The sequence below is a fragment of the Ancylomarina longa genome (assembly GCF_003996985.1).
Taxonomy (GTDB): domain Bacteria; phylum Bacteroidota; class Bacteroidia; order Bacteroidales; family Marinifilaceae; genus Ancylomarina_A; species Ancylomarina_A longa.
Window position 1 is genome coordinate 1 of the sequence record NZ_RJJX01000010.1, and the last position, 23,200, is coordinate 23,200.

Annotated in this window: 22 protein-coding genes and 2 tRNA genes; 10 read left to right on the forward strand and 14 right to left on the reverse strand. The window is 35.9% G+C overall.

All coding sequences use genetic code 11. The annotated features are described in order from the left end of the window. Positions 1 to 723 precede the first annotated feature (723 nt). From DLK05_RS08780 to DLK05_RS08795, 4 genes are all read right to left on the reverse strand, one after another. Positions 724 to 1,365 (reverse strand): transporter, encoded by a 642-nt coding sequence (locus DLK05_RS08780; RefSeq protein WP_127343638.1) that lies wholly within the window; start codon positions 1,363 to 1,365, stop codon positions 724 to 726. Between the two features lie 26 nt (positions 1,366 to 1,391). Then, a complete protein-coding gene (locus DLK05_RS08785) occupies positions 1,392 to 2,123 on the reverse strand; it encodes a nucleotidyltransferase family protein (RefSeq protein ID WP_209319801.1) in 732 nt (243 codons plus the stop codon). Between the two features lie 177 nt (positions 2,124 to 2,300). Next, positions 2,301 to 3,740 (reverse strand): RapZ C-terminal domain-containing protein, encoded by a 1,440-nt coding sequence (locus DLK05_RS08790; RefSeq protein WP_127343639.1) that lies wholly within the window; start codon positions 3,738 to 3,740, stop codon positions 2,301 to 2,303. Positions 3,741 to 3,785: 45 nt separating this feature from the next. Beyond that, positions 3,786 to 4,463 (reverse strand): DUF554 domain-containing protein, encoded by a 678-nt coding sequence (locus DLK05_RS08795; protein ID WP_127343640.1) that lies wholly within the window; start codon positions 4,461 to 4,463, stop codon positions 3,786 to 3,788. 498 nt (positions 4,464 to 4,961) lie between these two features. Here DLK05_RS08795 and DLK05_RS08800 point away from each other — a divergent pair, with 498 nt between their 5' ends. Then, the gene (locus tag DLK05_RS08800; protein WP_127343641.1) at positions 4,962 to 6,041 is read left to right on the forward strand and encodes a nickel-binding protein; all 1,080 of its coding nucleotides are present in this window, start codon (positions 4,962 to 4,964) and stop codon (positions 6,039 to 6,041) included. A gap of 100 nt (positions 6,042 to 6,141) precedes the next feature. Beyond that, entirely contained in the window at positions 6,142 to 7,530 is a 1,389-nt protein-coding gene (locus tag DLK05_RS08805) for an FAD-binding oxidoreductase (protein ID WP_127343642.1), read from the forward strand. 98 nt (positions 7,531 to 7,628) lie between these two features. Here DLK05_RS08805 and DLK05_RS08810 read toward each other — a convergent pair whose 3' ends face one another. The 5 genes from DLK05_RS08810 to DLK05_RS08830 all read right to left on the reverse strand — a co-directional run bounded on the left by DLK05_RS08810 (position 7,629) and on the right by DLK05_RS08830 (position 11,449). Further along, entirely contained in the window at positions 7,629 to 8,918 is a 1,290-nt protein-coding gene (locus DLK05_RS08810) for a DUF3570 domain-containing protein (RefSeq protein WP_209319802.1), read from the reverse strand. After that, positions 8,909 to 9,136, reverse strand: a complete 228-nt coding sequence (locus tag DLK05_RS08815) for a DUF4266 domain-containing protein (RefSeq protein WP_127343644.1) — start codon at positions 9,134 to 9,136, stop codon at positions 8,909 to 8,911. Before DLK05_RS08815 ends, DLK05_RS08810 begins: the two co-directional genes overlap by 10 nt. A gap of 100 nt (positions 9,137 to 9,236) precedes the next feature. After that, positions 9,237 to 10,280 (reverse strand): FAD:protein FMN transferase, encoded by a 1,044-nt coding sequence (locus DLK05_RS08820; protein ID WP_127343645.1) that lies wholly within the window; start codon positions 10,278 to 10,280, stop codon positions 9,237 to 9,239. Between the two features lie 2 nt (positions 10,281 to 10,282). Then, on the reverse strand, positions 10,283 to 10,729 hold the full coding sequence (locus DLK05_RS08825) for a thioredoxin family protein (protein WP_127343646.1): 447 nt from the start codon (positions 10,727 to 10,729) through the stop codon (positions 10,283 to 10,285). A gap of 168 nt (positions 10,730 to 10,897) precedes the next feature. Continuing rightward, positions 10,898 to 11,449 carry a hypothetical protein gene (locus DLK05_RS08830; RefSeq protein WP_127343647.1) on the reverse strand — a complete coding sequence of 184 codons (552 nt, stop codon included), beginning with the start codon at positions 11,447 to 11,449 and terminating at the stop codon, positions 10,898 to 10,900. A 166-nt stretch (positions 11,450 to 11,615) separates the two neighbouring features. Here DLK05_RS08830 and DLK05_RS08835 point away from each other — a divergent pair. Both DLK05_RS08835 and DLK05_RS08840 read left to right on the forward strand, forming a co-directional pair. After that, positions 11,616 to 11,699, forward strand: a tRNA-Leu gene (locus tag DLK05_RS08835). Positions 11,700 to 11,801: 102 nt separating this feature from the next. Beyond that, on the forward strand, positions 11,802 to 12,065 hold the full coding sequence (locus DLK05_RS08840; RefSeq protein ID WP_127343648.1) for a hypothetical protein: 264 nt from the start codon (positions 11,802 to 11,804) through the stop codon (positions 12,063 to 12,065). Between the two features lie 69 nt (positions 12,066 to 12,134). Here DLK05_RS08840 and DLK05_RS08845 read toward each other — a convergent pair. Together DLK05_RS08845 and DLK05_RS08850 are read right to left on the reverse strand one after the other, a co-directional pair. Then, positions 12,135 to 12,207, reverse strand: a tRNA-Gly gene (locus DLK05_RS08845). A gap of 193 nt (positions 12,208 to 12,400) precedes the next feature. Next, positions 12,401 to 14,614 carry a S9 family peptidase gene (locus tag DLK05_RS08850; RefSeq protein WP_127343649.1) on the reverse strand — a complete coding sequence of 738 codons (2,214 nt, stop codon included), beginning with the start codon at positions 14,612 to 14,614 and terminating at the stop codon, positions 12,401 to 12,403. 303 nt (positions 14,615 to 14,917) lie between these two features. On the opposite strand from DLK05_RS08850, the gene thrS reads away from it, so the two are divergent. The 4 genes from thrS (at position 14,918) to rplT (ending at position 18,118) form a co-directional block, all read left to right on the forward strand. Beyond that, positions 14,918 to 16,870 carry a threonine--tRNA ligase gene (gene thrS / locus DLK05_RS08855; RefSeq protein WP_127343650.1) on the forward strand — a complete coding sequence of 651 codons (1,953 nt, stop codon included), beginning with the start codon at positions 14,918 to 14,920 and terminating at the stop codon, positions 16,868 to 16,870. A 20-nt stretch (positions 16,871 to 16,890) separates the two neighbouring features. Beyond that, positions 16,891 to 17,448, forward strand: a complete 558-nt coding sequence (gene infC / locus DLK05_RS08860) for a translation initiation factor IF-3 (RefSeq protein ID WP_127343651.1) — start codon at positions 16,891 to 16,893, stop codon at positions 17,446 to 17,448. Positions 17,449 to 17,484: 36 nt separating this feature from the next. Beyond that, on the forward strand, positions 17,485 to 17,673 hold the full coding sequence (gene rpmI, locus DLK05_RS08865; RefSeq protein WP_425593783.1) for a 50S ribosomal protein L35: 189 nt from the start codon (positions 17,485 to 17,487) through the stop codon (positions 17,671 to 17,673). A gap of 91 nt (positions 17,674 to 17,764) precedes the next feature. Beyond that, positions 17,765 to 18,118 (forward strand): 50S ribosomal protein L20, encoded by a 354-nt coding sequence (rplT, locus tag DLK05_RS08870; RefSeq protein WP_127343652.1) that lies wholly within the window; start codon positions 17,765 to 17,767, stop codon positions 18,116 to 18,118. Between the two features lie 109 nt (positions 18,119 to 18,227). On the opposite strand, the gene DLK05_RS08875 is transcribed toward rplT, so the two are convergent. Both DLK05_RS08875 and DLK05_RS08880 read right to left on the reverse strand, forming a co-directional pair. Next, the gene (locus tag DLK05_RS08875) at positions 18,228 to 19,868 is read right to left on the reverse strand and encodes an ABC-F family ATP-binding cassette domain-containing protein (RefSeq protein ID WP_127343653.1); all 1,641 of its coding nucleotides are present in this window, start codon (positions 19,866 to 19,868) and stop codon (positions 18,228 to 18,230) included. Between the two features lie 115 nt (positions 19,869 to 19,983). Beyond that, entirely contained in the window at positions 19,984 to 21,270 is a 1,287-nt protein-coding gene (locus tag DLK05_RS08880) for a citrate (Si)-synthase (protein ID WP_127343654.1), read from the reverse strand. Positions 21,271 to 21,628: 358 nt separating this feature from the next. On the opposite strand from DLK05_RS08880, the gene DLK05_RS18045 reads away from it, so the two are divergent. Continuing rightward, complete coding sequence (locus DLK05_RS18045; RefSeq protein ID WP_369073566.1) at positions 21,629 to 21,820, forward strand: DoxX family protein; 192 nt, start codon at positions 21,629 to 21,631, stop codon at positions 21,818 to 21,820. Beyond that, positions 21,787 to 21,930 (forward strand): hypothetical protein, encoded by a 144-nt coding sequence (locus DLK05_RS17500; protein ID WP_209319811.1) that lies wholly within the window; start codon positions 21,787 to 21,789, stop codon positions 21,928 to 21,930. Before DLK05_RS18045 ends, DLK05_RS17500 begins: the two co-directional genes overlap by 34 nt. A gap of 78 nt (positions 21,931 to 22,008) precedes the next feature. On the opposite strand, the gene DLK05_RS08890 is transcribed toward DLK05_RS17500, so the two are convergent. Continuing rightward, positions 22,009 to 22,878, reverse strand: a complete 870-nt coding sequence (locus DLK05_RS08890) for a Cbp1 family collagen-binding glycoprotein adhesin (RefSeq protein WP_127343655.1) — start codon at positions 22,876 to 22,878, stop codon at positions 22,009 to 22,011. Positions 22,879 to 23,200: the final 322 nt, after the last annotated feature.

Genomic DNA, 23,200 nt, shown 5'->3' on the forward strand with positions numbered 1-23,200 from the left:
AAAAATGCGGGCCGGCGGTGGGGTGAATGGATATTTAGGCTTTTCTGCTAACCAGAAAAGTCGTTAAGAATATCCAGAGTGTGGGGATAGCATATTTTTTTCTTGATTTTTTGGTTCTTTTTGCATCAAGGCAAAATGAACGAAAGCATTACAATCCTATCCCTGAAGAGATTTCCTATTGCGTCGCGAATGATCATTTCACACTAAAGCATCACTTCAGTCAGCTAATCCCGTAACCTGAAGGGCTAACATACTAGAACTAGGGGCATCGCCCCTAGTGTAAAAAGCTGTAAGTCATCAGCCTGAAGGGCTGGAATATATCAGGCCTTCAGCCTGAATTAACCGTGGTACATAAATACCAGGAGCGATGCCCCTGGCTATGAGATTGGAGCCTTTCAGGCTCTATTAAATGCAAAACTAATTGCAATTGTTTTTTGTACTTAGCAGTATTCGTAAGGATTGCCGCGCTACGCTCGCAATGACAGCTATGAATTAGAGCAGGTGCAGTTTGTTAGAGATTGCCACGGCTCCGTGCCTCCGCCTCACAATGACAACTTTGAAGAAACTGATTGCCGCGGCTCCCACGATCCGAATCGACTGACCTTATGAAGGAACGCTAGTGACTGTGACAATCCGTTACTTATTGCACTTTCTTTTTTTGGCTTTGCAGTGTTCGAACAGATTGCCATGGCTCCGTACCTCCACCTCTCAATGGCAGCCTAATTATTCCGCAATCTTGTTTTTAACTTTTCGTTTCACGAAAACGAAAAATTCAATTGCAGCAATAAACAAAAGTGTGTAACCGAAGAGCTCACTACCTTCTTCCACTGCATTTTTTACCCAGCGTTGCATTGGTTCCAACTGTCCCACTTCAAATACCGCACGCCATACTTTTTTGGTTCCGAACAAACGAGAAAAAACAAACACGCAAAGAAAACCGGCAATAAAAGTCCCAAATGCAGGAGTGTTAAAGAAATCCTCAAGATTCTCCAACAATTGATCGCGTTTTTTATAAACCAACACAATAGTAATTAATAGGATTACCACAGCAAAAGGCAGCCATGCTCCATGATAAATCTGATCGAAATAAGCATCCCATTCGCGGATAAGGGCAACTAGTGCACCACCTCCCATTAAGTAAGATATCGCCTTATGTTTTTTGGATACAATACCTGCGGCAATAAATACCATGCTGGTAAGAAGCAAGTAAATTTCCTGCATCCACTCTGTTGAAGAGCTTTCGCTAAATTTCATTCCATCCACTATAACTCCTGCATCACTTTTAATTATTAAAGCTGATATTGCAACAGGTATCGCATATAAAACTACTCGTAAAGCCGCAAATAATATAGGTTTGATATTCATCGTTTAAACTATTAAGAATTACACTTTTATTTTTTTTGTAGAATAAATTTTTCAGCTTCAGCCAACTGTTCTGGTTTCCCCAGATCCATCCAAATTTCCGATTCGTCGATAAAGGAAAGGATTTTTTCTTTTGCTGCCAATCTTAAATACAGATCGATAATCGAAAATTTCCCTTCTTCCTGAATCAATGGTAGGAGTTCCGGACTAATCAAATGAATTCCGCTAAAGGCAAGCGGAGTTGATTTCTCCATATCTACTCTAGCTTGTTTTATCTCGCCGGTTTTACAATTCTTCCAACCGGTAAGCTGATGTTCCTGATTAAAATAAAGATATCGACTGCTCTTTCTCAGGCGCATTACCATGCTTACCAGGGCACCGGTTTTTTGATGATCTGTAATCAAATCCTTCAAATCAAGCGAAGCCAAAATATCCACATTATAAATTAGGATTGGTGCGTTAGGAATAAACAAACCAGCTGCTTTTTTAAGCCCTCCACCAGTATCCAGCAAACAATTCCGTTCATCAGATATGCGAATATCTGCTCCAAAATTATGGTTCTGTTCTAAGAATTCCTCAATTAAATTGGCATGATGATGCACATTAATCACAATCCGATCTACGTTCAGATCAATCATATTTCGAATGGCTCTTTCCAGAAGTGTTTTACCAGCCAATTCCACCAATGCTTTTGGTTTATTATCGGTTAATGGTCGCAAGCGCGTACCCAATCCGGCAGCAAAAATCATTGCATTCAACATGCGGGTATTTTTTAAGGTTCAGTACAATCCTCTATTTCGATTGCTTATTTTTTTTTCCAGCACACACTTGTTTTGCCTTTATTGCCACTCTATGGCACTTTTTACAGACAAAGTTTTCGGAATCGCATACTTCAAGGGCATACTCCTGTGGCGATAATTTACAACGCTTCTTGCCCATTATTCTCCTTCTATTTCTCTTTCAATATGTCTTAAACTGATATTGACATCGAACTTTTCGCGCAGATGTTTCGCCAAACTCTCGGCAGAAAAAACCGATCGGTGGCGACCGCCGGTGCAACCAAAGCTTACTTGTAAGTCATGGAAATTTCGTTTTATATATTTGTTTACACTCATATCCACAATAGCATATACCGATTGCAGAAAATCATCCATTTCGCTACGTTCTTTAAAAAAATCGATTACCGACTGATCCTTACCTGTCATCTCTACATACTCGGGATATCTCCCTGGATTATGAATGGCACGACAATCGAAAACAAAACCGCCTCCATTGGTAGTTTTATCCAAGGGAATTCCTCTTCGATAGGAAAAACTATTGATTTCCACATGCAGTTTTATTTTCTCCTTCTGTCCCACCTGCTTCAAAAAATCTGATTGCAAGACAGCATTTAGCACCATGGTGAGCTCCGGCAATTCCACCGGAAGATTTAAGCGAGATAATATGATATTTAAATTCTGCAATGCAAAAGGGATAGACTTCAAAAAATGTTCTTTGCGTTCATAAAACCCTCTAAATCCGTAAGCTCCCATCGCCTGCATGATTCTGATCAACACATATCCATGAAAGAAAGAACGAAATGCATCGACATCCACAGCCTGAACTTTTTGAACTTCCTGTATGTAATATTCTAATAATTCATCCCGAACTTCCTGAGGGAGATCTGCCTTAGCATCGTAAAGCAAAGAGGCCAAATCGTATTGCAAAGCTCCTTTCCTTCCCCCTTGATAATCGATAAACCAAGGTTCTCCGTTTACCAGCATAATATTTCGGGATTGAAAATCTCGATACAAAAAATAATCTCGGGGAGCTTCTAACAAATAATCTGTAAAATTCTGATAGTCATTTTCCAAAAGTTGCTCATCAAAGGGGATCTTTGCCAACTTTAGAAAATAATATTTAAAATAGTGCAAATCCCAGATCATGGATTGCTTATCGAAACTATCGCGGGGATAACAAGCAGAATAATCCAAACCTTCTCTCCCCTCTATCTGGAAACGAACCAATTGGTTGATGATTTTTTTATAAATCACGATCAAATCATTGGCAAAGCCCTCGCCTACCCGCAAATTTAAAATGTAATCGAAAAGGGTTGTGTTTCCCAAATCCTGAAGCAGATACATATTCTGAGCTTCGTTCTGATGATAAATTTTGGGAACCGGAAGACCTTTAGAAGCGAAATGATTGCTGAAACTCACAAATGCATGATTTTCCTTTTTATCTTCATTAAAAGCACCTAGCACTATTCTTTTTTGACCGATTAATCGGATATATTCCCGATACGAACCCGACTGCGGTAATAGTTCGGTTTCCACTACTTTATCGTCAGCCCAGGACTCGAATAATTGGATAAGGGCATTTTTAATTTCTTGTTTCAAAGCAATCTAAATTTTAGTTATCCTGCGGTTTGCGGGAATACAAATTTACAAAAAGATATAACACAACAAGGCCTCTACCAACAAGGCTGGAAGCATATTCAACACCTTAATTTTTTTTAACTCAAGGATACTAATTCCCAAGCCTATAATCAGGACACCTCCTACCCCACTTAACTCGGTAATAATTACCGGCGGAATAACATCTCCAAACAAAGCTGCTAATAAGGTAAGTCCTCCCTGATAAATCAATAATGGAATGGCTGCAAACAAAACTCCTGACCCCATAACAGCAGCCAAGGCAACGGAAGAAAATCCATCCATCATAGACTTGGTTAAAAGTAAGGTTGGTTCTTTTCCCATTCCTTCCTCCATGCTCCCCAATACGGTCATTGCGCCTAAGCAAAATAGCATGAAAGCAGTCACCAATCCTGTCGAGAATTTATCATTTTCGCTACCTATTTTCTTTTTCAACTTACCACTCCAACTCTCAACGTGATCCTCTAAGCGGAGTAATTCACCAATTAAAGAACCTACCACCAAACTAAACACCATAATTAGAAGTTCATTTGCTTTTAAAGCCATGCTAATTCCCAAATACAATGTAAAAATTCCAATCGCCTGAAAAACGATGGTGAACATTCGTTCGGGTATACGACTACGAAAAAGGAGTCCGATGCTACCACCAATAAGAACTGCAATAACATTAACAAATGTGCCAATCATAAAATCTAATTTATTTGAAGAATCTAAAATAGTGCAAAATATAACAAAATAGGCTTTGTGAGTAGAGAAATATGTAGTTATTCCTTAAGATCCTAGTATGATAAAAAAGAACAGCATTATAAAAAGACATACTTAGGTCACCGATCATTTATTGATATAAAATTAGAAGAAAAGCAGATAGAAACATGATGCAGATTCGTTCAAGACAGAGCAATACCAGCAATGATTCTTCAAGGTAAAACAAAACCTAATCGTTCATCTTGCTTTTTCACATTGTGAAAAGTTTGTTGTATTTTTAACTAACTTGATTTCTACCCTGGAAAACCCTAACGAATTTTACATCCCGAAATCATAGCTTTCACCATTAGCCATATAGGTGAGGCTAACTCATCAAGGATAGCGAATTGAACAGAAACAAAAAATAGCTATTATTATTTGTCAGTTCGAATATCCTTTAATTTTATAAAGACCAAAAGAAAAATAAATACCGTTTAAGATATGCCTTTATACATGGACATACATACTGTTGATTCAGATGACTTCTCGGTTGAGGATGTTGTGAAAGCACATATGAAAGATTTGGCAGTAGAAAAAAAATTCGGAGTCACCCAACGAAAGTATTGGGTAAACGTGGAAAATAAGACCATCTTTTGTTTAATGCAGGGTCCCGATAAAGAATCGTGCAATGCGGTTCACAAGGAATCACACGGTTTAACTGCATGTAATATCATTGAGGTTTCCGATGATGAATATCATCTCTTTTTAGGCATAGGGGATAAAAATGAGGTTGATTTAGCTCAAACACTCACAGGGGAAATTGACGAGGGTTATAGAACCATTTTATTAATTAACCATTTTGATTTTACTCGAAAATACGATCTCCTTCTTGAGGAGGAATTAACCTTGATCGAAGAAAGCGAGGGAACTATAATTCTACAGCCGAATGAAGATATTCTGGTTTCTTTCGTTTCAGCCTCAAAAGCTATCCAATGTGCACAAATGCTAACTAAGCTATTAAAAAATAGTCCTGATAACATTGAATTCAGAATTGGACTGGTAACAGGAAGCCCTGTTGACGAAACCGGAACTGAGATTTTTGAGGAAACCAAGAAAAGAGTAAATCAGATATGTATGATAGGCTTGAATAATATCATTTACCTCGACGAATCAACAAAATTACTTTCTATCAAAGAAGGCAGCCCCACCAATACCAGTGCTGAAGAGTTCAGAGTTTTAAAAACAGAAGATTTCATTTTCATCAATTCATTAATTCTAAAAGTAAATGAAAAACTACATGACACTGATTTTAATAGTAAAAAATTAAGTTTGTCTTTAGGATTAAGTAAATCTAAGGCTTATAGGAAAATTAAAGCATTAACAGGAATTGCAACCAATGAGCTTATTCAGGAAATAAAACTCCGCCATACTCTGAGAGCTTTAAAGAATAACAATGAAACAGTAGCTGAAATAGGATATGGTCATGGGTTTAACAGCCCTACTTATTTTGCAAGAGCTTTTCGAAAAAGATTTGGGTTAAGCCCCTCCTCCTATACAGATCTTTTCAAAACCACCCATTAGGTATTTCTTTGATTCAATAGTTTCAGCATTTGAATCACAACTGACAGCTACTTAGCTTGTCGAAGCGTAATTTTAATATATCAACAAATAGATTACTGCTATGAAGACAATAAAAGAGATTGAACAAACAATCATTGAATCATTTAAAAATCAACTACGAGGCAAAATAATAATGCCTATAGATGCTGATTTTGACGAAACTCGCAAAGTTTACAATGGCATGATAGATAAACAACCAGGTATGTTTGTTATGTGTGTGGATGTTGCTGATGTGATAGCCGCAGTAAATTTTGGCAGGGACAATAATCTTCTTGTAGCTGTTCGAGGAGGTGGTCATAATGGTGGAGGCCTAGGACTCTGCAATGAGGGATTAGTAATTGATTTGTCCGGCCTTAAATTTGTTAGGGTAAATACTTCTGACAATACCGTGCGTGTGGGTGGAGGCAATCTCTGGGGCGAAGTAGATCATGCTACTCATCCGTTTGGATTGGCCGTTCCAGCAGGTATTATTTCTACTACCGGAGTTGGAGGATTAACACTTGGAGGTGGCGTAGGTCATCTTTCCAGAAAATATGGACTTACTATCGACAACCTACTTGAAGCTGACATGGTATTGGCTGATGGATCGGTTGTAACTGTAAATAAAGATCAGAACACGGATCTTTTTTGGGCTATCCGGGGAGGAGGAGGAAACTTCGGAATTGTCACCTCCTTTAAATTTCAGGCTCATCCTGTAAAAACTGTCATTGGAGGTCCTACACTTTGGCCCCTTGAGCAAACCGATGAAGTAATGGAATGGTATCATAGATTTATTCATGATGCACCAGAAGACTTAAATGGTTTTGCAGCTATCATGATAATTCCAGGCGATCCTTTTCCTGAACACCTTCATAACAAAAAATTTTGTGGAATTGTATGGTGCTATACAGGATCACCCGATAAGTTTGAAGAAGTATTTAAAGCTGTTAGAGATAAAAATCCAATTTTCGAATTCGTCGGAGAAATGCCTTACCCCTCTATTCAAACTCTGTTTGACGGATTAATGCCTCCGGGAATGCAATGGTATTGGAGAGCAGACTTTTATACAGAACTGGGAATGGATGCACGTGCTCAACACCTAAAGTTTGGGTCTAGTATTCCTACTCCTCTTTCCCAAATGCACATGTATCCGATTAGTGGTGCAGCCAGCAGAGTGGGAAAAGAAGATACTCCATGGGCATATAGAGATGCAAAATATGCGGGTGTTATTGTTGGGGTAGATCCGGATCCTGTGAATGCAGAAAAAATTACCAATTGGTGCAAGGACTATTGGGAAGCTTTACATCCCTACTCTTCGGGTGGTGCTTATTCAAATTTTATGATGGATGAAGGTCAAGATAGAATAAAGGCCAGCTATAAGCATAACTACAATCGATTAGCAAAACTTAAAGCCCAATATGATCCTGATAATTTATTTCGGGTAAATCAAAATATTAAGCCAAATAATTAATTCTCAAGGTAAGTTTGGTATAATCCTACTATATAATGACACAAAAAAATGAGCTATTCCAGGAGAAATAGCTCATTTTTTAATTATTCATATTTAGCTTAAAATGTAAAACCAAAATCAAGACTTACCAGCCATGCATGTAAACCATCACTTCTTTTGTAGTAGGCAGTTCTCAAGCCTATACTCTTAAATTGAGCAATTCTGTTTTTCCGAACTAATGATTTGAAATTACCAATACCCATTAATGGAGAATATTGTAATCCTAATCCCACTTTATGACTATTAAAATCGGACAAGTCATGATCTGAGGTATAGAATTGAGGTGTATTACTTACACTCACAGTTCCAAATTCAAAGAAATCATCTGCAGCGGTTTGAGTATGATATCTGTAAAAGGGAGAAACAATAAAAGAGGAGGATATCATCATGGGAAGTTCGATACTGGCAGTATGTGCCGTTATTCCCCAATTGTCTGTATAAAATCGGTAGAATGCTTTTACCCGCATAAAATCATTAAGGTAGTAGCTCCACCGCATCGAGATGGGAATTTTCAGTCGATTATCATCCAACATTTCTACATGGCTAAGTGATCGCAGTGCTGATTTATTATCTGCAAAAGCAAATGCATCGTCAAAAAATACCCGATGAAAGGGGGTTGATAACAAACCAGTTTGAGATACAAGTTCTGCTGAAAAAAGTGCTTGTAAGCGTTTTCCAAATACCTGTGAATAGGAAAGTCCTAGTTTCATGGTCGTTCTTACATCATCTTTGAGCCATTTTGTTCCGGTTCTCAGTTCAAATGGGTAAAGTAATTTCCAACTGTCGCTCATATATAATCCGTCAAGGGTTAATGAACGATTCAGATCTTTTGAATTAATAGTGTATGATCCTCCCAAATGATAGGAGGTAACATCAAATTCCTTTGAGAAACCAGCCAAGGCACTATAAGCATTTCCCGACTTTGGCAGGTTGTGTGAATAGGCAACATTAATATGTGCTCTGGAATCACTACTGGAAGCCGATGTCTTATGTGTTTCGAAGTAGTCGATATTGTTAGTAGAGGCAGAGGAGTAAATATCGATACCGAAATTCAAATCCAGATTTGATAGGGAATCCATAGGAACATGAACTACAAAGCTTGGTGCGATATTGTCCAATTGTTCGGTACCTCGTCCCCCTGTTACTGGTGAATGATCTCCATCCTGATTGTAATAATTCAGTAAAAAATTTACTTCCACATCTTTGAAATCACTTTGATCAGTAGTGGTTTTGACTTGTTTACGACTTTCTTCCTGTCTGTCGTCCAGACTATTTTTATTTGTTTGGGCAAAACTACTTACGCTTACAGATAAAAGGAATAGCGCGGTGAATAGATTCTTTAGTTGCATCCGCATCCTCCTCCAGACTTTCCTCCATTAGCACCAGCGGCACCTTCACGGTAAGCTTCGAAATTGGTTTCATAAACTTCCAGTTTTTTGGCTTGGAGAGCCATTTCTTCATCATTAAGATATGTTTTCTGATAGGCTGCAACAGAAACGCAGCTGTTCAAAGCAATCATTGCCAAAAATCCCATCAGAACCAGGTTTATTTTGCTTTTTCTTTTCATGCGTATTTTTTAATATTAATATCACAGGATTGTATAAGTTAACACAATTAGTGATTATCATTCTATTCGTTTGCTATTTGTTATCAAACTATCAAATGCTCTAATTTTGTATAGCACCTATTTGAATTTGATGTTTTGTACTTTTCTGATTTGCATTAAAATCTAATTTGATATTGGCAGAAGTAATCATTTTTTGATCATCTGTCACCAAAATACATTCCACTCCGTTTAAATGGTTAATTAACTCCAAACCTTTTTGCTTGCCCAATACAAATACCGAGGTAGCTAAAGCATCTGCAAGTTCAGCATTAGGGCAAATAATGGTCACACTATTTAATCCTCTTACCGGATATCCTGTTCGGGGATCGATAATATGAGAATATCTTATACCTTTAAAGCGAACATATTTCTCATAGTTTCCGGATGTTACCACAGCAGTTTCACCAATACTTAACCAGGAAAATATTTTATCTTTTTGCTTTGGATTCGAAATCCCTATTTTCCAATTTTTTTGACCTTCGTCTTTTCCCCAACTAATTAAATCTCCCGAAGCATTAACCAAAGCGCCAACCAAGCCCATTTTCGACATGATTTCTAATGCTTTATTGGCAGCATATCCTTTACCTATACCACCAAAACCTATTTTCATTCCCTTTTCTTTTAAAAACACAGTGGTTTCAGAATCGTTCAGGATAATATTTTTATAATTTATTTTAGCTACAGAGCTTCTAATACTAGCTGAATCAGGCATTTTCTTCATGCTACCATCAAATTTCCAAATTTTATCCATGGAGGCATAACTAATATCAAAGGCTCCATGTGTAAGATCTGATATTTTAATACTTCGCCGAATTAGATTAAATAATTCACGATCTACTTTTACAGGTTTAACACCTGCATTTCGAATAATTTTACTGGTTTGCGAATTAGCATCCCAGGACGAAATCAATTTTTCTATTCTTTTGATCTCCTTAATGCCTGCACTTATTGCCAAATCTGCTTTATCCTCATCAGAACAAACAGCAGTCATCTCGAAACGCGATCCCATTAAAAGCAGAACCTTGGTGTGAGATCTACTTTGCTGAGCATGGGCACCAGATACTAGTCCGATACAAAGAAGGCATATGCTTATTATTCTTCGCATTTCTAATTATTAATAATAGATTGAATGTGTCGTACGTATTCCGAAGGGTTCAGCTTTTTATATCCAGTTCTTCCTAATACTTTTCCATCACTATCCATTAAAATGACTGTAGGAAATTGTCCTTTTGGATTGTACTTAGCAGCAAGTTTTTCGTTGATTTCAACTTGTTCCTTAGGAAGTTTATTTTTCTTTAGTCGAGGAAAATCTGCATTTAGGATAACTAAATTATTTGCAGCAAAATCTTTAAATTCATTAGTGCTCAGAATAGTTTTACGTAATAATATACAAGAACGACACCAATCTGACCCGGAAAAATTAATCAATACTTGCTTGTTTTCTAGTTTTGCCTTTTTCAAAGCATCCGGCAAATTGTTTTGAGCATTTATATTTGTAAATCCTATCATGCTAATTGTCAGGATTAAAAACAACATCTGTGTGTACTTTTTCATTTGATTTATTTTATAAATAGCGCCGATTTTTTTTGCTATTTCTATTTTTAATAAATCAAAACTATATAAAAATACCTTTTAGTATTTTATTTTAACGTTAAAAGATGTGAAAATCCAGATGTATAGGTGTAAGAGACTTGATTTGCTTGGAATTAGTATATGAAAAGTTTATTGTAACTGAATTCCGTTATTATAAAGAATGCCTAATACTTCACTGCCAAGATTATTTTTTAGAAGTCGGAGATGTTGCTTGATTTTTTTATTATCTACATCCAATAAACCTAAAATTATATATGCTGACTTGCTGTCTTTTGGAGCATCTTGTATTAGTTCGATTAAGATGTTAGCTCCAGATTGGTATTCTTTGTTACTAAGGACAGATAGATTTACAAAAAACTGACTTGCTGTTCTTATGACTTCTCCATCTTCTTCTACCTGAATAAATGGGAATAAAGCCATAATTGCACGTGGGTTTTTCTTGCGAATGGTAGCGCTTAAGGCGGTAAGCATTTTGGTTCTTTCCATGCTCGTACTGTGTGATTGCAAATATTCGTATAGCTGGAATAAGGCAGAAATCATATGTTTATTTCTGCTTTCTCCGTACAAATAACAGGCACGAAACACCATTACCTGCACTTCATTTTTATTTAAGTCATCCCATTTTTCTGGCTGAAGTGTTAATTGATCTAAGTAGGAGTAATCATTTTTATTTACAGACATCGGCTATTTTTTTTAGTGCTGCAAAGATAAGAAATGAATGTGATCTCCAAAGTAAAATTACCAGGCGTGCTTTGTGCTGATTTTTTATCATTTAGAACAAAATATGCATTTCAGATTTTAAATTCTCTTTGCGGTTGTTTCTTTTTTGTTAATTTTGCTAGCCCTTGCCCAGGTGGTGGAATCGGTAGACACGCCAGCTTGAGGGGCTGGTGGCCTTATGGTCGTGCAAGTTCGAGTCTTGTTCTGGGCACTTTTAGAAGTTTTATAGAGTTAACACTCTTATTTTAAGTCGTTCTCCAACGCACTAGCGATAGGTTTTCAAAAACTCAATCACTTTTTGAAAACCTACGCAATGAAAAATACATATTCAGAACCTAAATTATTTCCGACTGATCGGAACATAAAAAAGCTGTGGTTTGTTGCATTTCGATTTGCCGACCCAAATACGGGTGAACGTAAACAATTTCAGTTCCGTGGCGGCATTAATCATCATAAATCAAAACATGATCGCATAGTAGAGGAAACTTCCCTTTGTAGTGCTCTTCTTACCATGCTTAAAGAGGGATGGAATGGATCAATTAGGCACCTAATCTACAAAAAAAAAACTGTTCCCTAAAAATATAAGAAACAGTTTCCATAATGCTTAATTATACAGTAAAATCCTCTCTCGAGGCAAGTAATATTGAGCGAGAAACGAGACTCGAACTCGCGACCCCAACCTTGGCAAGGTTGTGCTCTACCAACTGAGCTATTCTCGCATTTTGCAAAAACCCTTTATTCTTTCGTTTTGCGATGCAAATATAGATAATCCAATGCTTTTAACAAGAGTTTTCAGCAAAAAAATATCAAAAACATTGCCATTTAAAGGCTAAAAAACTGATTATTTGGCAAAAAGAAAAGAAGAAAATGAAACAACATTTTCCTCTTTCTTATATTACTAAAATCCTTAATTTATAAATTTTGCTTTAAAAACTTATTGAATCTTTTATACAAGTGTAATCTGGTTTTTCCGCCATATATACTATGATTTCTATTGGTATACATTTGCATTTCAAATGCTTTATCTTCCTGTACCAAACGTTCTGCAAACTCATAAGTATTTTGAACATGAACATTATCATCCGCTGTTCCATGACAAAGCAATAAAGCACCCTTTAACTCCTTTACATGGTTAATTGGCGAGTTATCATCGTATCCGGTAGGATTTTCCTGTGGGGTTCTCATAAATCGTTCGGTATAAACAGAATCATAGTATCTCCAGTTGGTAACCGGAGCAACAGCAATCGCTGATTTAAATACGTCATTCCCTTTTTCTAAACAAAGAGAAGACATAAAACCACCATAACTCCATCCCCAAATTGCAATACGATTTTCATCGATAAAACTCTCTTTCGCAAGACTTTTCGCAGCAGAAATCTGATCATCAGACTCTAACCTACCCAATTGCATGTAAGTGCATTTTCTAAATACCTGTCCGCGAGCACCAGTTCCTCTGGGATCAACGCAAACTACAATATAACCTTCTTGTGCCAAATATTGATACCAGTCAAAGCTCCATGAGTTTAATACCTCTTGAGAATTAGGACCACTATACTGAGTCATCACAACAGGGTATTTTTTCGATGGATCAAAATCGTATGGCTTAATCATCCAAGCATTCAACATCGTCATGCCATCAGCAGCTGGTAACATGGTAAATTCTTTCGGACGGTAATGATATTCTTTTAATTTCTCAACCAAAGCATGATTATCCTCTAACACTCTAATTTGCTTTCCTTTTCCACTAAATAAGCTAACCGTGTTGGGTTGTGTAATGCTTGAAAAATAATTGATATAGAATTTATAGCCATTACTAAATACGCTTCTATTCGTTCCTTTTTTGGGAGTAAGAAGTTTTTTACCCGTTCCATTTAACTTGATTGTATAAACATTGCGCTCCAAAGGAGAAACCTCTGCCGACTGATAATAGCAAAGCTTTTTACTTTCATCATATCCTAAAAAGTCGGTCACATCCCAATCTCCACTTGTTATTTGCTGATAAGACTCCACATTTGTCATATCATATAAATAAAGATGATTAAATCCATCCTGTTCGCTTAGATAAATAAAATGTTTTCCATCCTTAAGAAAGGTTAGATAATCAAAATTAGATTCCTCAATATAATATTTATTTTCCTGAGAATGAATCACATTAGAAGCTCCTGTTTTTGAGTTAGCAAGTAGAATTTCCAATTTATTTTGAAGACGATTCAAGCGAAGAATACTAAGCATTTTAGGATTCTGAGTCCATTTAATTCGGGGAATATATTGATCCTTCTCCTCTCCTACATCCATTTTTTTTGTAACTCGATCCTCCACATTATAAACCCAAACGCTAACTTCAGAATTCTTTTCTCCTGCTTTAGGATATTTATAGGTATAGTTTTCTGGATAAAGCGCATTTTCCTTTAACTGAGGATTTGTACCTTCGAATTTAGTCATATTGAAAAGCTTCACAGCACTCTCATTAAACTTCATATATGCTAAAAACTTACTATCAGGCGACCATTCAAATGCTTTGTTAAATTCAAACTCTTCCTCGTATACCCAATCCGGAGATCCATTTTGAATTTTATTATATTCTCCATCTTTTGTAATTCGAATCTCAGAACCAAAAGGAACATTATGGATGTAAATATTATTATCTCTCACAAAAGCGATTCTATTACCGTTCGGAGAAAAAGTTGCCAAACGCTGCCTACCGTTTTTCGACAATGGAAGCAATTCCTTATTTTTAAATGAAAACACATAATAATCAGCAGTAAAAGAACGACGATAAATTCGCTCTGGATTCGACATTAATAGAATTCGACTTTCATCAGCACTAAATTCATAATCATTAATCTTTTTCACCACAGCATCTTTCAGTGTAGTAAGATTGAGCAGTGTATCTACCACCAAACCTGTAGCGTAATTAGATTTCACAATCAAGGTACCATCACCTTCAAGTGTAGTATAATGGACTCCATCATTCATAGATCGTAAGCCATATACTGATTTCTGATGAAATGAACGATTCAGCATCAAATCCTCCATTGTAATTTTCTTCACATCATCCTGAGCAAACGAGAGAATAGAGAAACACAATAAAATTCCCAGCGCTAAAAATTGCCTAAACTTCTTCATAGTTATTGAATTATTACAATTAGTATCAGTTGTTAAAACAGAATCCAAAGATTCTATTTTTTTTAGAGAAAAGAAACATTTACAACAGATATTCCTTGCTGATTTATCTCATACAATCTATAGATATTGGACAATCCTTAAATCCTTTTCAATCCATTCACCCAAGAAATAAACCTAGGAATTAAATTAGCTTGGCAGAATTCTTCGGAATACCAGAAGATTGACCCGGATTTTAAAGCAGGTTTTAGGCAGAAAGTTATATCTTTGAGGATCGAATAAAAACACGAATTTTAAATACGAATAATGATTAAAATTACATTTCCTGATAATACTGTAAAAGATTTTGAGGCTGGCATTTCCGGTCTCGAAATTGCTAAAAGCATTAGTAATCGATTAGCCAAGGAAGTTCTTGCCATTACAGTAAATGATACTGTTTGGGATTTGACTCGTCCGATTACGGAAGATGCTACCATTAAGCTACATACCTGGGATGACAAAGAAGGTAAAGATGCATTTTGGCACAGTTCAGCTCACCTAATGGCCGAAGCGCTTGAAGCTTTGTATCCTGGTGTGAAATTTGGTATTGGTCCATCTATCGATATGGGTTTTTACTATGATATTGATTTAGGAAATGGTACGGTTTTAACCGATAAGGATCTTCCCGCAATTGAAAAGAAAATGCTGGAACTTGCACAATGCAAGAATACATATACTAGAAGTGAGGTAAGCAAGCAAGAAGCTTTATCTTACTTCACTGATAAAAATGACGAATATAAGCTGGAACTAATTAGTGAATTGGAAGATGGAACCATTAGCTTTTACAAACAGGGAAATTTTACCGATTTATGTAGAGGTCCACACCTGCCAAATACTAGTTATATTAAGGCAATTAAATTAAATTCTATTGCCGGAGCCTATTGGCGCGGTGATGAAAAAAGACCTCAACTTACCCGAGTATATGGAATTACTTTTCCGAAAAAGAAATTTTTGGATGAATATATAGTGATGATGGAAGAGGCGAAAAAAAGGGATCACCGTAAGTTAGGAAAAGAGATGGAGTTATTTACCTTCTCACAGAATGTAGGACAAGGTATGCCAATATGGTTACCTAAAGGTGCCCAACTACGAGAAAGTCTGGAGACATTTTTGAAACGTGTTCAGAAAAAATTCGGATACGAACAAATCATCACTCCACACATAGGAAATATCAATCTTTACAAAACTTCTGGTCACTACGAGAAGTATGGAGAAGATTCATTTCAATCCATTAAAACGCCACAAGAAGGGGAAGAATATTTATTGAAACCAATGAATTGTCCTCACCATTGCGAAGCATATAAATTTAAACCACGTTCCTACAAGGATCTTCCTGTTCGTTATGCTGAGTTCGGAACCGTTTATCGTTACGAACAAAGTGGGGAATTGCACGGTTTAACCAGGGTAAGAAGCTTTACTCAAGATGATGCGCATTTATTCTGTACTCCGGATCAACTTAAAGATGAATTCAAGAAAGTTATTGATATTATCTTTATCATTTTTAAAGCTTTAGATTTCAAGGAATTTACTGCACAAATCTCATTACGCGATCAAGTAAATCGTGAAAAATATATTGGTAGTGATGAAAACTGGGATAAGGCTGAAAAGGCAATTATAGAAGCCGCTGAAGAGAAAGGTTTAAATACAATTGTGGAATATGGCGAAGCAGCCTTTTATGGTCCTAAACTCGATTTCATGATTAAAGATGCTATCGGACGTAAATGGCAGTTAGGAACCATTCAGGTAGATTACAATTTACCAGAGCGATTTGGATTGGAATACGTAGGAAGCGACAATCAAAAACATCGCCCAATTATGATTCACAGAGCTCCATTCGGTTCTATGGAACGATTTGTTGCAGTTTTATTGGAACACACAGGCGGTAAATTCCCATTGTGGTTGACACCGGAACAAGCTGTAATTATGCCAATTAGCGAAAAATATAACGATTATGCAAAAAAAGTTTTAAATTCGTTAAATAATTCCGATATTCGCGCCGTATTAGATGATCGAAACGAAAAAATCGGTCGCAAAATCCGCGATAACGAATTAAAAAAGATCCCATACCTTATTATTGTTGGCGAAAAAGAAGTGACAGAAAATACACTTTCTATTCGGAAACAAGGAGAGGGAGATATGGGATTGATGAGTATAGATCAATTTGCAACATTTATAAATAAGGAAGTAGAAGATCAATTATCTTCTATTGAGAATTACTAACTAAACAGGAGGACCTAGACATAGCTGGATTTCAAAGAAACAACAGAGGAAGAAGAAAACCTCAAGAGGCTCTACACAAAATAAATAAGTTAATTAGAGCCCGTAGTGTTCGCGTTGTAGGAGACAACGTTGAGCCAGGAGTTTATTCAATTACTGAAGCTTTAAAATTTGCTGAAGATCAAGAATTGGATTTAGTTGAAATTTCGCCTAACGCCGATCCACCAGTATGTAAGATCATCGATTACAACAAGTTTCTTTATCAACAGAAAAAGAAACAAAAGGAAATGAAGGCCAAGGCAGTTAAAGTTATTGTTAAAGAAATTCGTTTCGGACCAAATACCGACGAACATGATTATAACTTTAAGTTAAAACATGCTGAAAAATTTCTAAATGAAGGAGCGAAAGTAAAAGCTTACGTATTCTTTAAAGGTCGTTCAATTCTGTTCAAAGACAAAGGTGAAATATTATTGCTTAAATTTGCACAGGATTTAGAGGAACTAGGTAAAGTGGAACAGCTTCCAAGATTAGAAGGTAAACGCATGACCATGTTTCTTACACCAAAGAAAAAAGTTAAATAGTTTATATAATCAATAATTAGTTGTACAATGCCTAAGATGAAAACAAATTGCAGCGCAAAGAAAAGATTTACTTTGACTGCATCTGGGAAAATCAAAAGAAAGCACGCTTTTAAAAGTCATATTTTGACTAAAAAAAGCACTAAAAGAAAGAGAAATCTTACTTACTTCGGTACTGTAAATAAAGCAGACCAAAAGAATGTTAAGTTAATGCTTAACATGTTGTAGAAATCAGTAATTGATTTTTTTAGTTATTAACCGAGTGATTTAGCACCAAAGAGTCCTTAAGGGGAACGCTAACATTCAAAATTTAGGAATTATGCCAAGATCAGTAAATTCTGTAGCATCTAGAGCTAGAAGGAAGAAAATTCTAAAGGAAACCAAAGGTTACTTTGGAGCAAGAGCAAATGTTTGGACCGTTGCAAAAAACACATGGGAAAAAGGTTTGCAATATGCATATCGTGATAGAAAGAAAAAGAAATCAAACTTCAGAGCATTATGGATTCAGCGTATTAATGCTGCTGCCAGATTAGAAGGATTATCTTATTCTCAATTAATCGGTTTGATGCACAAAGCTAATATTGAAATTAACCGTAAGGTTTTAGCAGATTTAGCAGTAAATCATCCAGAAGCATTTAAAGCTGTAGTGGGAAAAGCACAAACAGCCAAATAGTACTATAAATTATTAACTTTGTGAAAATCGTCTTAAACCTTAGTTTGAGACGATTTTTCTGTTTGTATTAATGCGCGATTAATACTGCAATTTTCGTTTAATCAGCAGCTTATAAGTTAGTTCTTTCTAATTCCTTAAGATTGCTCAATTTCTTCTTACTTAGGAAAGAATAAATATCTCCCATATGTTCTTTTACCCGCTTATCCCCAAATTCATATACCTTCTCAACCAATCCATCCAAAAAATCCCTATCGTGCGAAACCACAATTAAAGTTCCATCAAAATCTTTCAATGCAGATTTCAAAATATCTTTGGTTTTCATATCCAAATGATTGGTAGGCTCGTCAAGAATGAGCAGATTAACAGGCTCCAATAGCAATTTAATCATTGCCAATCTGGTTCTTTCCCCTCCCGACAGTACTTTCACTTTTTTTGCTGAATTATCTCCTCCAAACATAAAAGCACCTAATAAATCTTTAATTTTCGTTCGGATATCACCTATAGCAACCAAATCAATAGTTTGAAAAACAGTTAATTCCTCCTCCATTAAGGAAGCTTGATTCTGAGCAAAGTACCCAATTTTAGTATTGTGTCCGAGTTCAAGCGTACCATCATGTTCAATTTCCTTCATGATAGCTTGCACTAAAGTAGATTTTCCCTCTCCATTTTTTCCTACAAAGGCTATTTTCTCTCCTCGCTGCAAACTTAAATTCACATCGCCGAAAACCAAATGATCGCCATATCTCTTAGATAAATCCTGTATAATAACAGGATAATTACCAGAACGTGGCGCTGGTGGAAATTTCAATCTCAAAGCAGAAGTATCCTCCTCATCCACTTCTACCAAAATTAATTTCTCGAGCATTTTAACCCTTGATTGAACCTGCAAAGTTTTAGAGTAAGTCCCTTTAAACCTTTCGATAAAAGCTCTGTTTTCAGCTATCATTTTTTGCTGCTCATTATAAGCTTTTTGCTGATGTACCCTTCTGTCCTTCCGCAAGTTAAGATACTCCGAATAATTAGCTTTATAGTCATAGATTCGTCCCATAGTGATCTCAATGGTTCGAGTAGTAATTCTGTCCACAAAGGCTCTATCGTGAGAAATAATCATAACAGCCTTACCGGAATTAATCAAGAATTCCTCCAGCCATTGAATCGATTCAATATCTAAATGATTGGTTGGCTCATCCAATAGAATCAAGTCTGGTTTTTGCAATAATATTTTGGCCAATTCTATTCTCATGCGCCATCCACCACTAAACTCACTAGTAGGACGAGTAAAATCCTCTCGCTGAAATCCTAAACCTTGAAGTATTTTTTCAATCTCAGAATCGAAATTAATCTCCTCGATGGAATAAAATTTCTCACTTAAGGAAGATACATCCTCAATCAATTTATAATAACCATCCGATTCGAAATCGGTTCGCGAAGCCAGCTCCAGATTCAATACTTCTATCTGTTTTTCCATTTCAAAGATAGAAGCAAATGCCTGAGCTGTTTCTTCAAAAACAGTTCTACTATTTGAAGTCATTAAATGCTGAGGTAAATAAGCAATCACCTTATCCTTAGGACAAGACACCCGACCCCGAGTTGGCGTATCTACACCGACAATAATTTTAAGAAGGGTTGATTTTCCCGCTCCATTTTTTCCCATCAGGGCTATTCTATCTTTCTCATTAATCACAAAAGAAATATCCTGAAACAGACTCGTTCCTCCAAACTCAACAGCTAATGCATCTACAGTAATCATCTTAATCTCTCTTTTTTTGAGCCGCTAAGATAATTACTTTATATCATTCAAAACCTAATGAAATTAAATAAGTGATGCTTATTCCAGAAAGAAAGGTGCGATACATTTTCCTCTACTACCTCTCTCTCAGCTTATCTATTATCCATTTATTGGTAACACTTTTAGGTCTAATAATAGGTTGTCCCAAACCTAGAGCCAGTATATTTTGCGCGCAAAATCCCAATATCCTGGAAACACCGAATAACACGGTATAATAGTCAAATTGATCTAAGCCAAAATTATACAACAATGATCCGGAAACAGCATCGACATTAGGCCAAGGATTTGCAACTTTACCGCCTTTATAGGTTTTCAATATCCCTGGTACAACTGCAAATAACTTTTTCGTAATTTTAAAACAATTATTTTCGGCACAATAGGTATCTCCGAATTTCATAAATGCAGTAAACCTGGGATCGGTAACCCGTAATACTGCATGACCATATCCGGGAATTACTTTACCGGAATCAAGTGTTTCAAACACATATTTTCGTACCTCCTCTTCGGTAAGCGAATCTCCATATCGATCATCAATTTTTAAAATAAACTTAAGGCATTCCTGATTTGCTAATCCATGAAGTGGACCAGCCAAACCATTCAAGCCTGCAGAAATTGCATAATAAAGATCAGATAAGGCAGAATTCACTACCCGGGAAGTAAAAGCACTCACATTACCTCCTTCGTGATCGCAATGTAAAACCAAGTACAAACGAATTAGCTCGGAAAAGTCCTTTCCAGAATTCGGTAATCCCAACATATTTGCCAAATTACCAGCCCAATCTAAATCAGGATTATGAGGAATCAAATTACCGTCACCAAAACGGATTCGATATATTCCAGCTGCAAGTTCGGGTAATTTCGCAATTACATTTAGTGCATCTTCTAAAGTATACTCCCAATATTGACTTTTTTGAATTCCTTTTTGGTACTCTTTCTTAAAAACCGACTCCTTTTCCATAGACAAAATTCCTAAACTCAACATTGTCATGGGATGTGTATCCTTAGGAAGTGTGCGTAATAAATTCCAAGTATATTCTGGAACTGAGGTACGCTGGTTGAGATCTTCCCTAAACTTTCCAATAAAATCACTCTCTGGAAATTTACCAGTACACAATAGGAAAAATATTTCTTCTGGTAACCTGGATGAAAAATCTTCAGTAGTATATTCTCCAATATGCAATCCGGAATAAGGATCCACATAAGAAGTATTGCACGCTAAAGCAGTTAATCCTCGCATCCCACCATACACTTGTCCTACCGTAACTTCGGATAGAACAGTATCTCGACCTTGAGCAAAAATAAAATTAATTTCATCCTGTAATTTGTTAAGGTTGTTTCTTATTTCTTCTTTTAAATTAGACATATCTACTAGCTTTATCCGTTATAACATCAATCCGTATCAAAGTGTATAGAACACACACAATAAAATATCCAAAGGCTCACTTTAAGTTACGAAAAAACAAGAAAACAACAGCTATTCAGAAGCTTATACGTTACTACTCTAGTCGGGAAATTATTTTAAAAAGTAAATCTCTATTCTTGTCGCACAGATTACACTCTAGACTTTTATCAAAACAGAGAGAACAATAGCTGAATAATTTTAGTTAACTTTTTAATTAATTTTTATTATTAACGATTTATTTAATCAACTATAAATTCAACCAATGGAAAAAAGAAACAAGATTATTTATTGGATTGTTACAGGACTATTGATAGTCCTCATGTTAATATCGATAAGCCTGTACATTTTGAAACACGAAATGGTAAGTAAAACATTCACCCATCTGGGTTTTCCTACTTTTCTTATTTATCCTTTAGCTCTGGCAAAACTATTAGGGTTAATAGCTATACTAAGTAAGAAATCAGCACTTTTAAAAGAATGGGCATACGCCGGATTTTCTTCGACTTTCTGATCGCCTTTAGCGCACATATAGTAGCTAATGATGGTGAATTTGGCATGGCAGCCGTAGCCATCATTCTTTTGATTGTATCCAAAATTTACGACGGAAAGTTTTTTGCTTAAAAACTGTATAATTAACAGCATAATAAAAGCCCCAAGCCGTAAGGTTTGGAGCTTTATATTATAAGTTAAATAGTACGATTACTTCACAGCAATAACTAAATATTTTGATGCTTTCCAAAATTCTTCAGGATTAAGAATTTTGATTGCTTCTACCTCTTTATCTGTACCTTCAATTCTGTAGGAATCACTTGGGTGAGAAGTTACCAAGCTTACTTTTTTACCATTTACAGGTATCGTTGTAGTTTCGGTAATATCGATAGTATTGAAATTATCAGGATTGATTTTTTGATTCAATTTACTAGTAGCACCAATTCCTAAAAGACCACCAGTAGTTGTTACCACATTTTTCATTTTTAGCTCTTTCATGTCACCTATAACATAGTGTCCGGTATGCAAATTATTAGTTTGCTCTGCGATAACTTTATCTTTATCTTCGTTTTGAGTATTTAAAGCTACTACGGTGCCATTTAATTCGGTAACCTGTCCATTAAGATTCTCCACCTCTACGTTTAAGTGAGCAAGCTGTGTAGAAAGAGCAGTTATCGAAGCATCTTTTTCTTCAATTTGAGATTTTAGTCCAGCAACTAATTTTTTCAATTTTGAATTTTGATACCAACTGTTTTTTAATTTTTTATCTAAACTCTCCAACTTCGCTTTGTTATCTTCTAAAAGGTCACGAACCATATTCAGATCATTTACGATTTGTTCTTTCTGTCCAACAGATGGATTTTCTTTTGCATTCACCTTAATAATATTCTCTTTCTCTTTGATAATATTAATGTTAGCTGCAATCACATCAAAAGATTCTACAAAATCATCAATAGTAGAATCTTTTTCAACAGCCATTTGGGTAAGTTGTGCATTCTGCTGGCGAAGTTCCTTTAACTCTTTTTGGTTACATGCGGTAAAAAATGGCAATACTAATAGTGCAAATAATAACTTTCTCATAACTTTTAATTTTTTTAAACAATTTTACATCAATTCAAATTCAATTAGGGATATGAGAATTCTATGCCAAAAAATATCTTGTTGCAGTAATTCCTCCTCAAAAATGCAAAACGCACTGATTACAAGCTATTTTAATTCGCCATTGCTTTTGATTTTTATTTTATGATCTTTTGTAAGAAACGGATCATGTGTAGCTAAGATTCCCCACTTTGTAGAAATGAGTTCTACAAAATTGATGATGCAAAGATCATGAATTACCAAATTATACTATCATCGCCATTTAAGAAGAAGAAAAATATCTTTTGATACATCGTTCGCAAAC

Bases quoted from the DNA above. Each gene is read 5' to 3' on its own strand.
- DLK05_RS08800 (WP_127343641.1), top strand. From the start codon at position 4,962: ATGCCTTTATACATGGACATACATACTGTTGATTCAGATGACTTCTCG.
- DLK05_RS08880 (WP_127343654.1), bottom strand. From the start codon at position 21,270: ATGTCTAATTTAAAAGAAGAAATAAGAAACAACCTTAACAAATTACAG.
- DLK05_RS08815 (WP_127343644.1), bottom strand. From the start codon at position 9,136: ATGAAAAGAAAAAGCAAAATAAACCTGGTTCTGATGGGATTTTTGGCA.
- rpmI (WP_425593783.1), top strand. From the start codon at position 17,485: ATGAAAACAAATTGCAGCGCAAAGAAAAGATTTACTTTGACTGCATCT.
- DLK05_RS18045 (WP_369073566.1), top strand. From the start codon at position 21,629: ATGTTAATATCGATAAGCCTGTACATTTTGAAACACGAAATGGTAAGT.
- DLK05_RS08820 (WP_127343645.1), bottom strand. From the start codon at position 10,280: ATGCGAAGAATAATAAGCATATGCCTTCTTTGTATCGGACTAGTATCT.
- DLK05_RS08890 (WP_127343655.1), bottom strand. From the start codon at position 22,878: ATGAGAAAGTTATTATTTGCACTATTAGTATTGCCATTTTTTACCGCA.
- DLK05_RS08795 (WP_127343640.1), bottom strand. From the start codon at position 4,463: ATGATTGGCACATTTGTTAATGTTATTGCAGTTCTTATTGGTGGTAGC.
- DLK05_RS08875 (WP_127343653.1), bottom strand. From the start codon at position 19,868: ATGATTACTGTAGATGCATTAGCTGTTGAGTTTGGAGGAACGAGTCTG.
- DLK05_RS08785 (WP_209319801.1), bottom strand. From the start codon at position 2,123: ATGTTGAATGCAATGATTTTTGCTGCCGGATTGGGTACGCGCTTGCGA.
- thrS (WP_127343650.1), top strand. From the start codon at position 14,918: ATGATTAAAATTACATTTCCTGATAATACTGTAAAAGATTTTGAGGCT.
- DLK05_RS08810 (WP_209319802.1), bottom strand. From the start codon at position 8,918: ATGCAACTAAAGAATCTATTCACCGCGCTATTCCTTTTATCTGTAAGC.
- DLK05_RS17500 (WP_209319811.1), top strand. From the start codon at position 21,787: ATGGGCATACGCCGGATTTTCTTCGACTTTCTGATCGCCTTTAGCGCA.
- DLK05_RS08825 (WP_127343646.1), bottom strand. From the start codon at position 10,729: ATGAAAAAGTACACACAGATGTTGTTTTTAATCCTGACAATTAGCATG.
- DLK05_RS08780 (WP_127343638.1), bottom strand. From the start codon at position 1,365: ATGAATATCAAACCTATATTATTTGCGGCTTTACGAGTAGTTTTATAT.
- DLK05_RS08805 (WP_127343642.1), top strand. From the start codon at position 6,142: ATGAAGACAATAAAAGAGATTGAACAAACAATCATTGAATCATTTAAA.
- DLK05_RS08840 (WP_127343648.1), top strand. From the start codon at position 11,802: ATGAAAAATACATATTCAGAACCTAAATTATTTCCGACTGATCGGAAC.
- DLK05_RS08850 (WP_127343649.1), bottom strand. From the start codon at position 14,614: ATGAAGAAGTTTAGGCAATTTTTAGCGCTGGGAATTTTATTGTGTTTC.
- rplT (WP_127343652.1), top strand. From the start codon at position 17,765: ATGCCAAGATCAGTAAATTCTGTAGCATCTAGAGCTAGAAGGAAGAAA.
- DLK05_RS08830 (WP_127343647.1), bottom strand. From the start codon at position 11,449: ATGTCTGTAAATAAAAATGATTACTCCTACTTAGATCAATTAACACTT.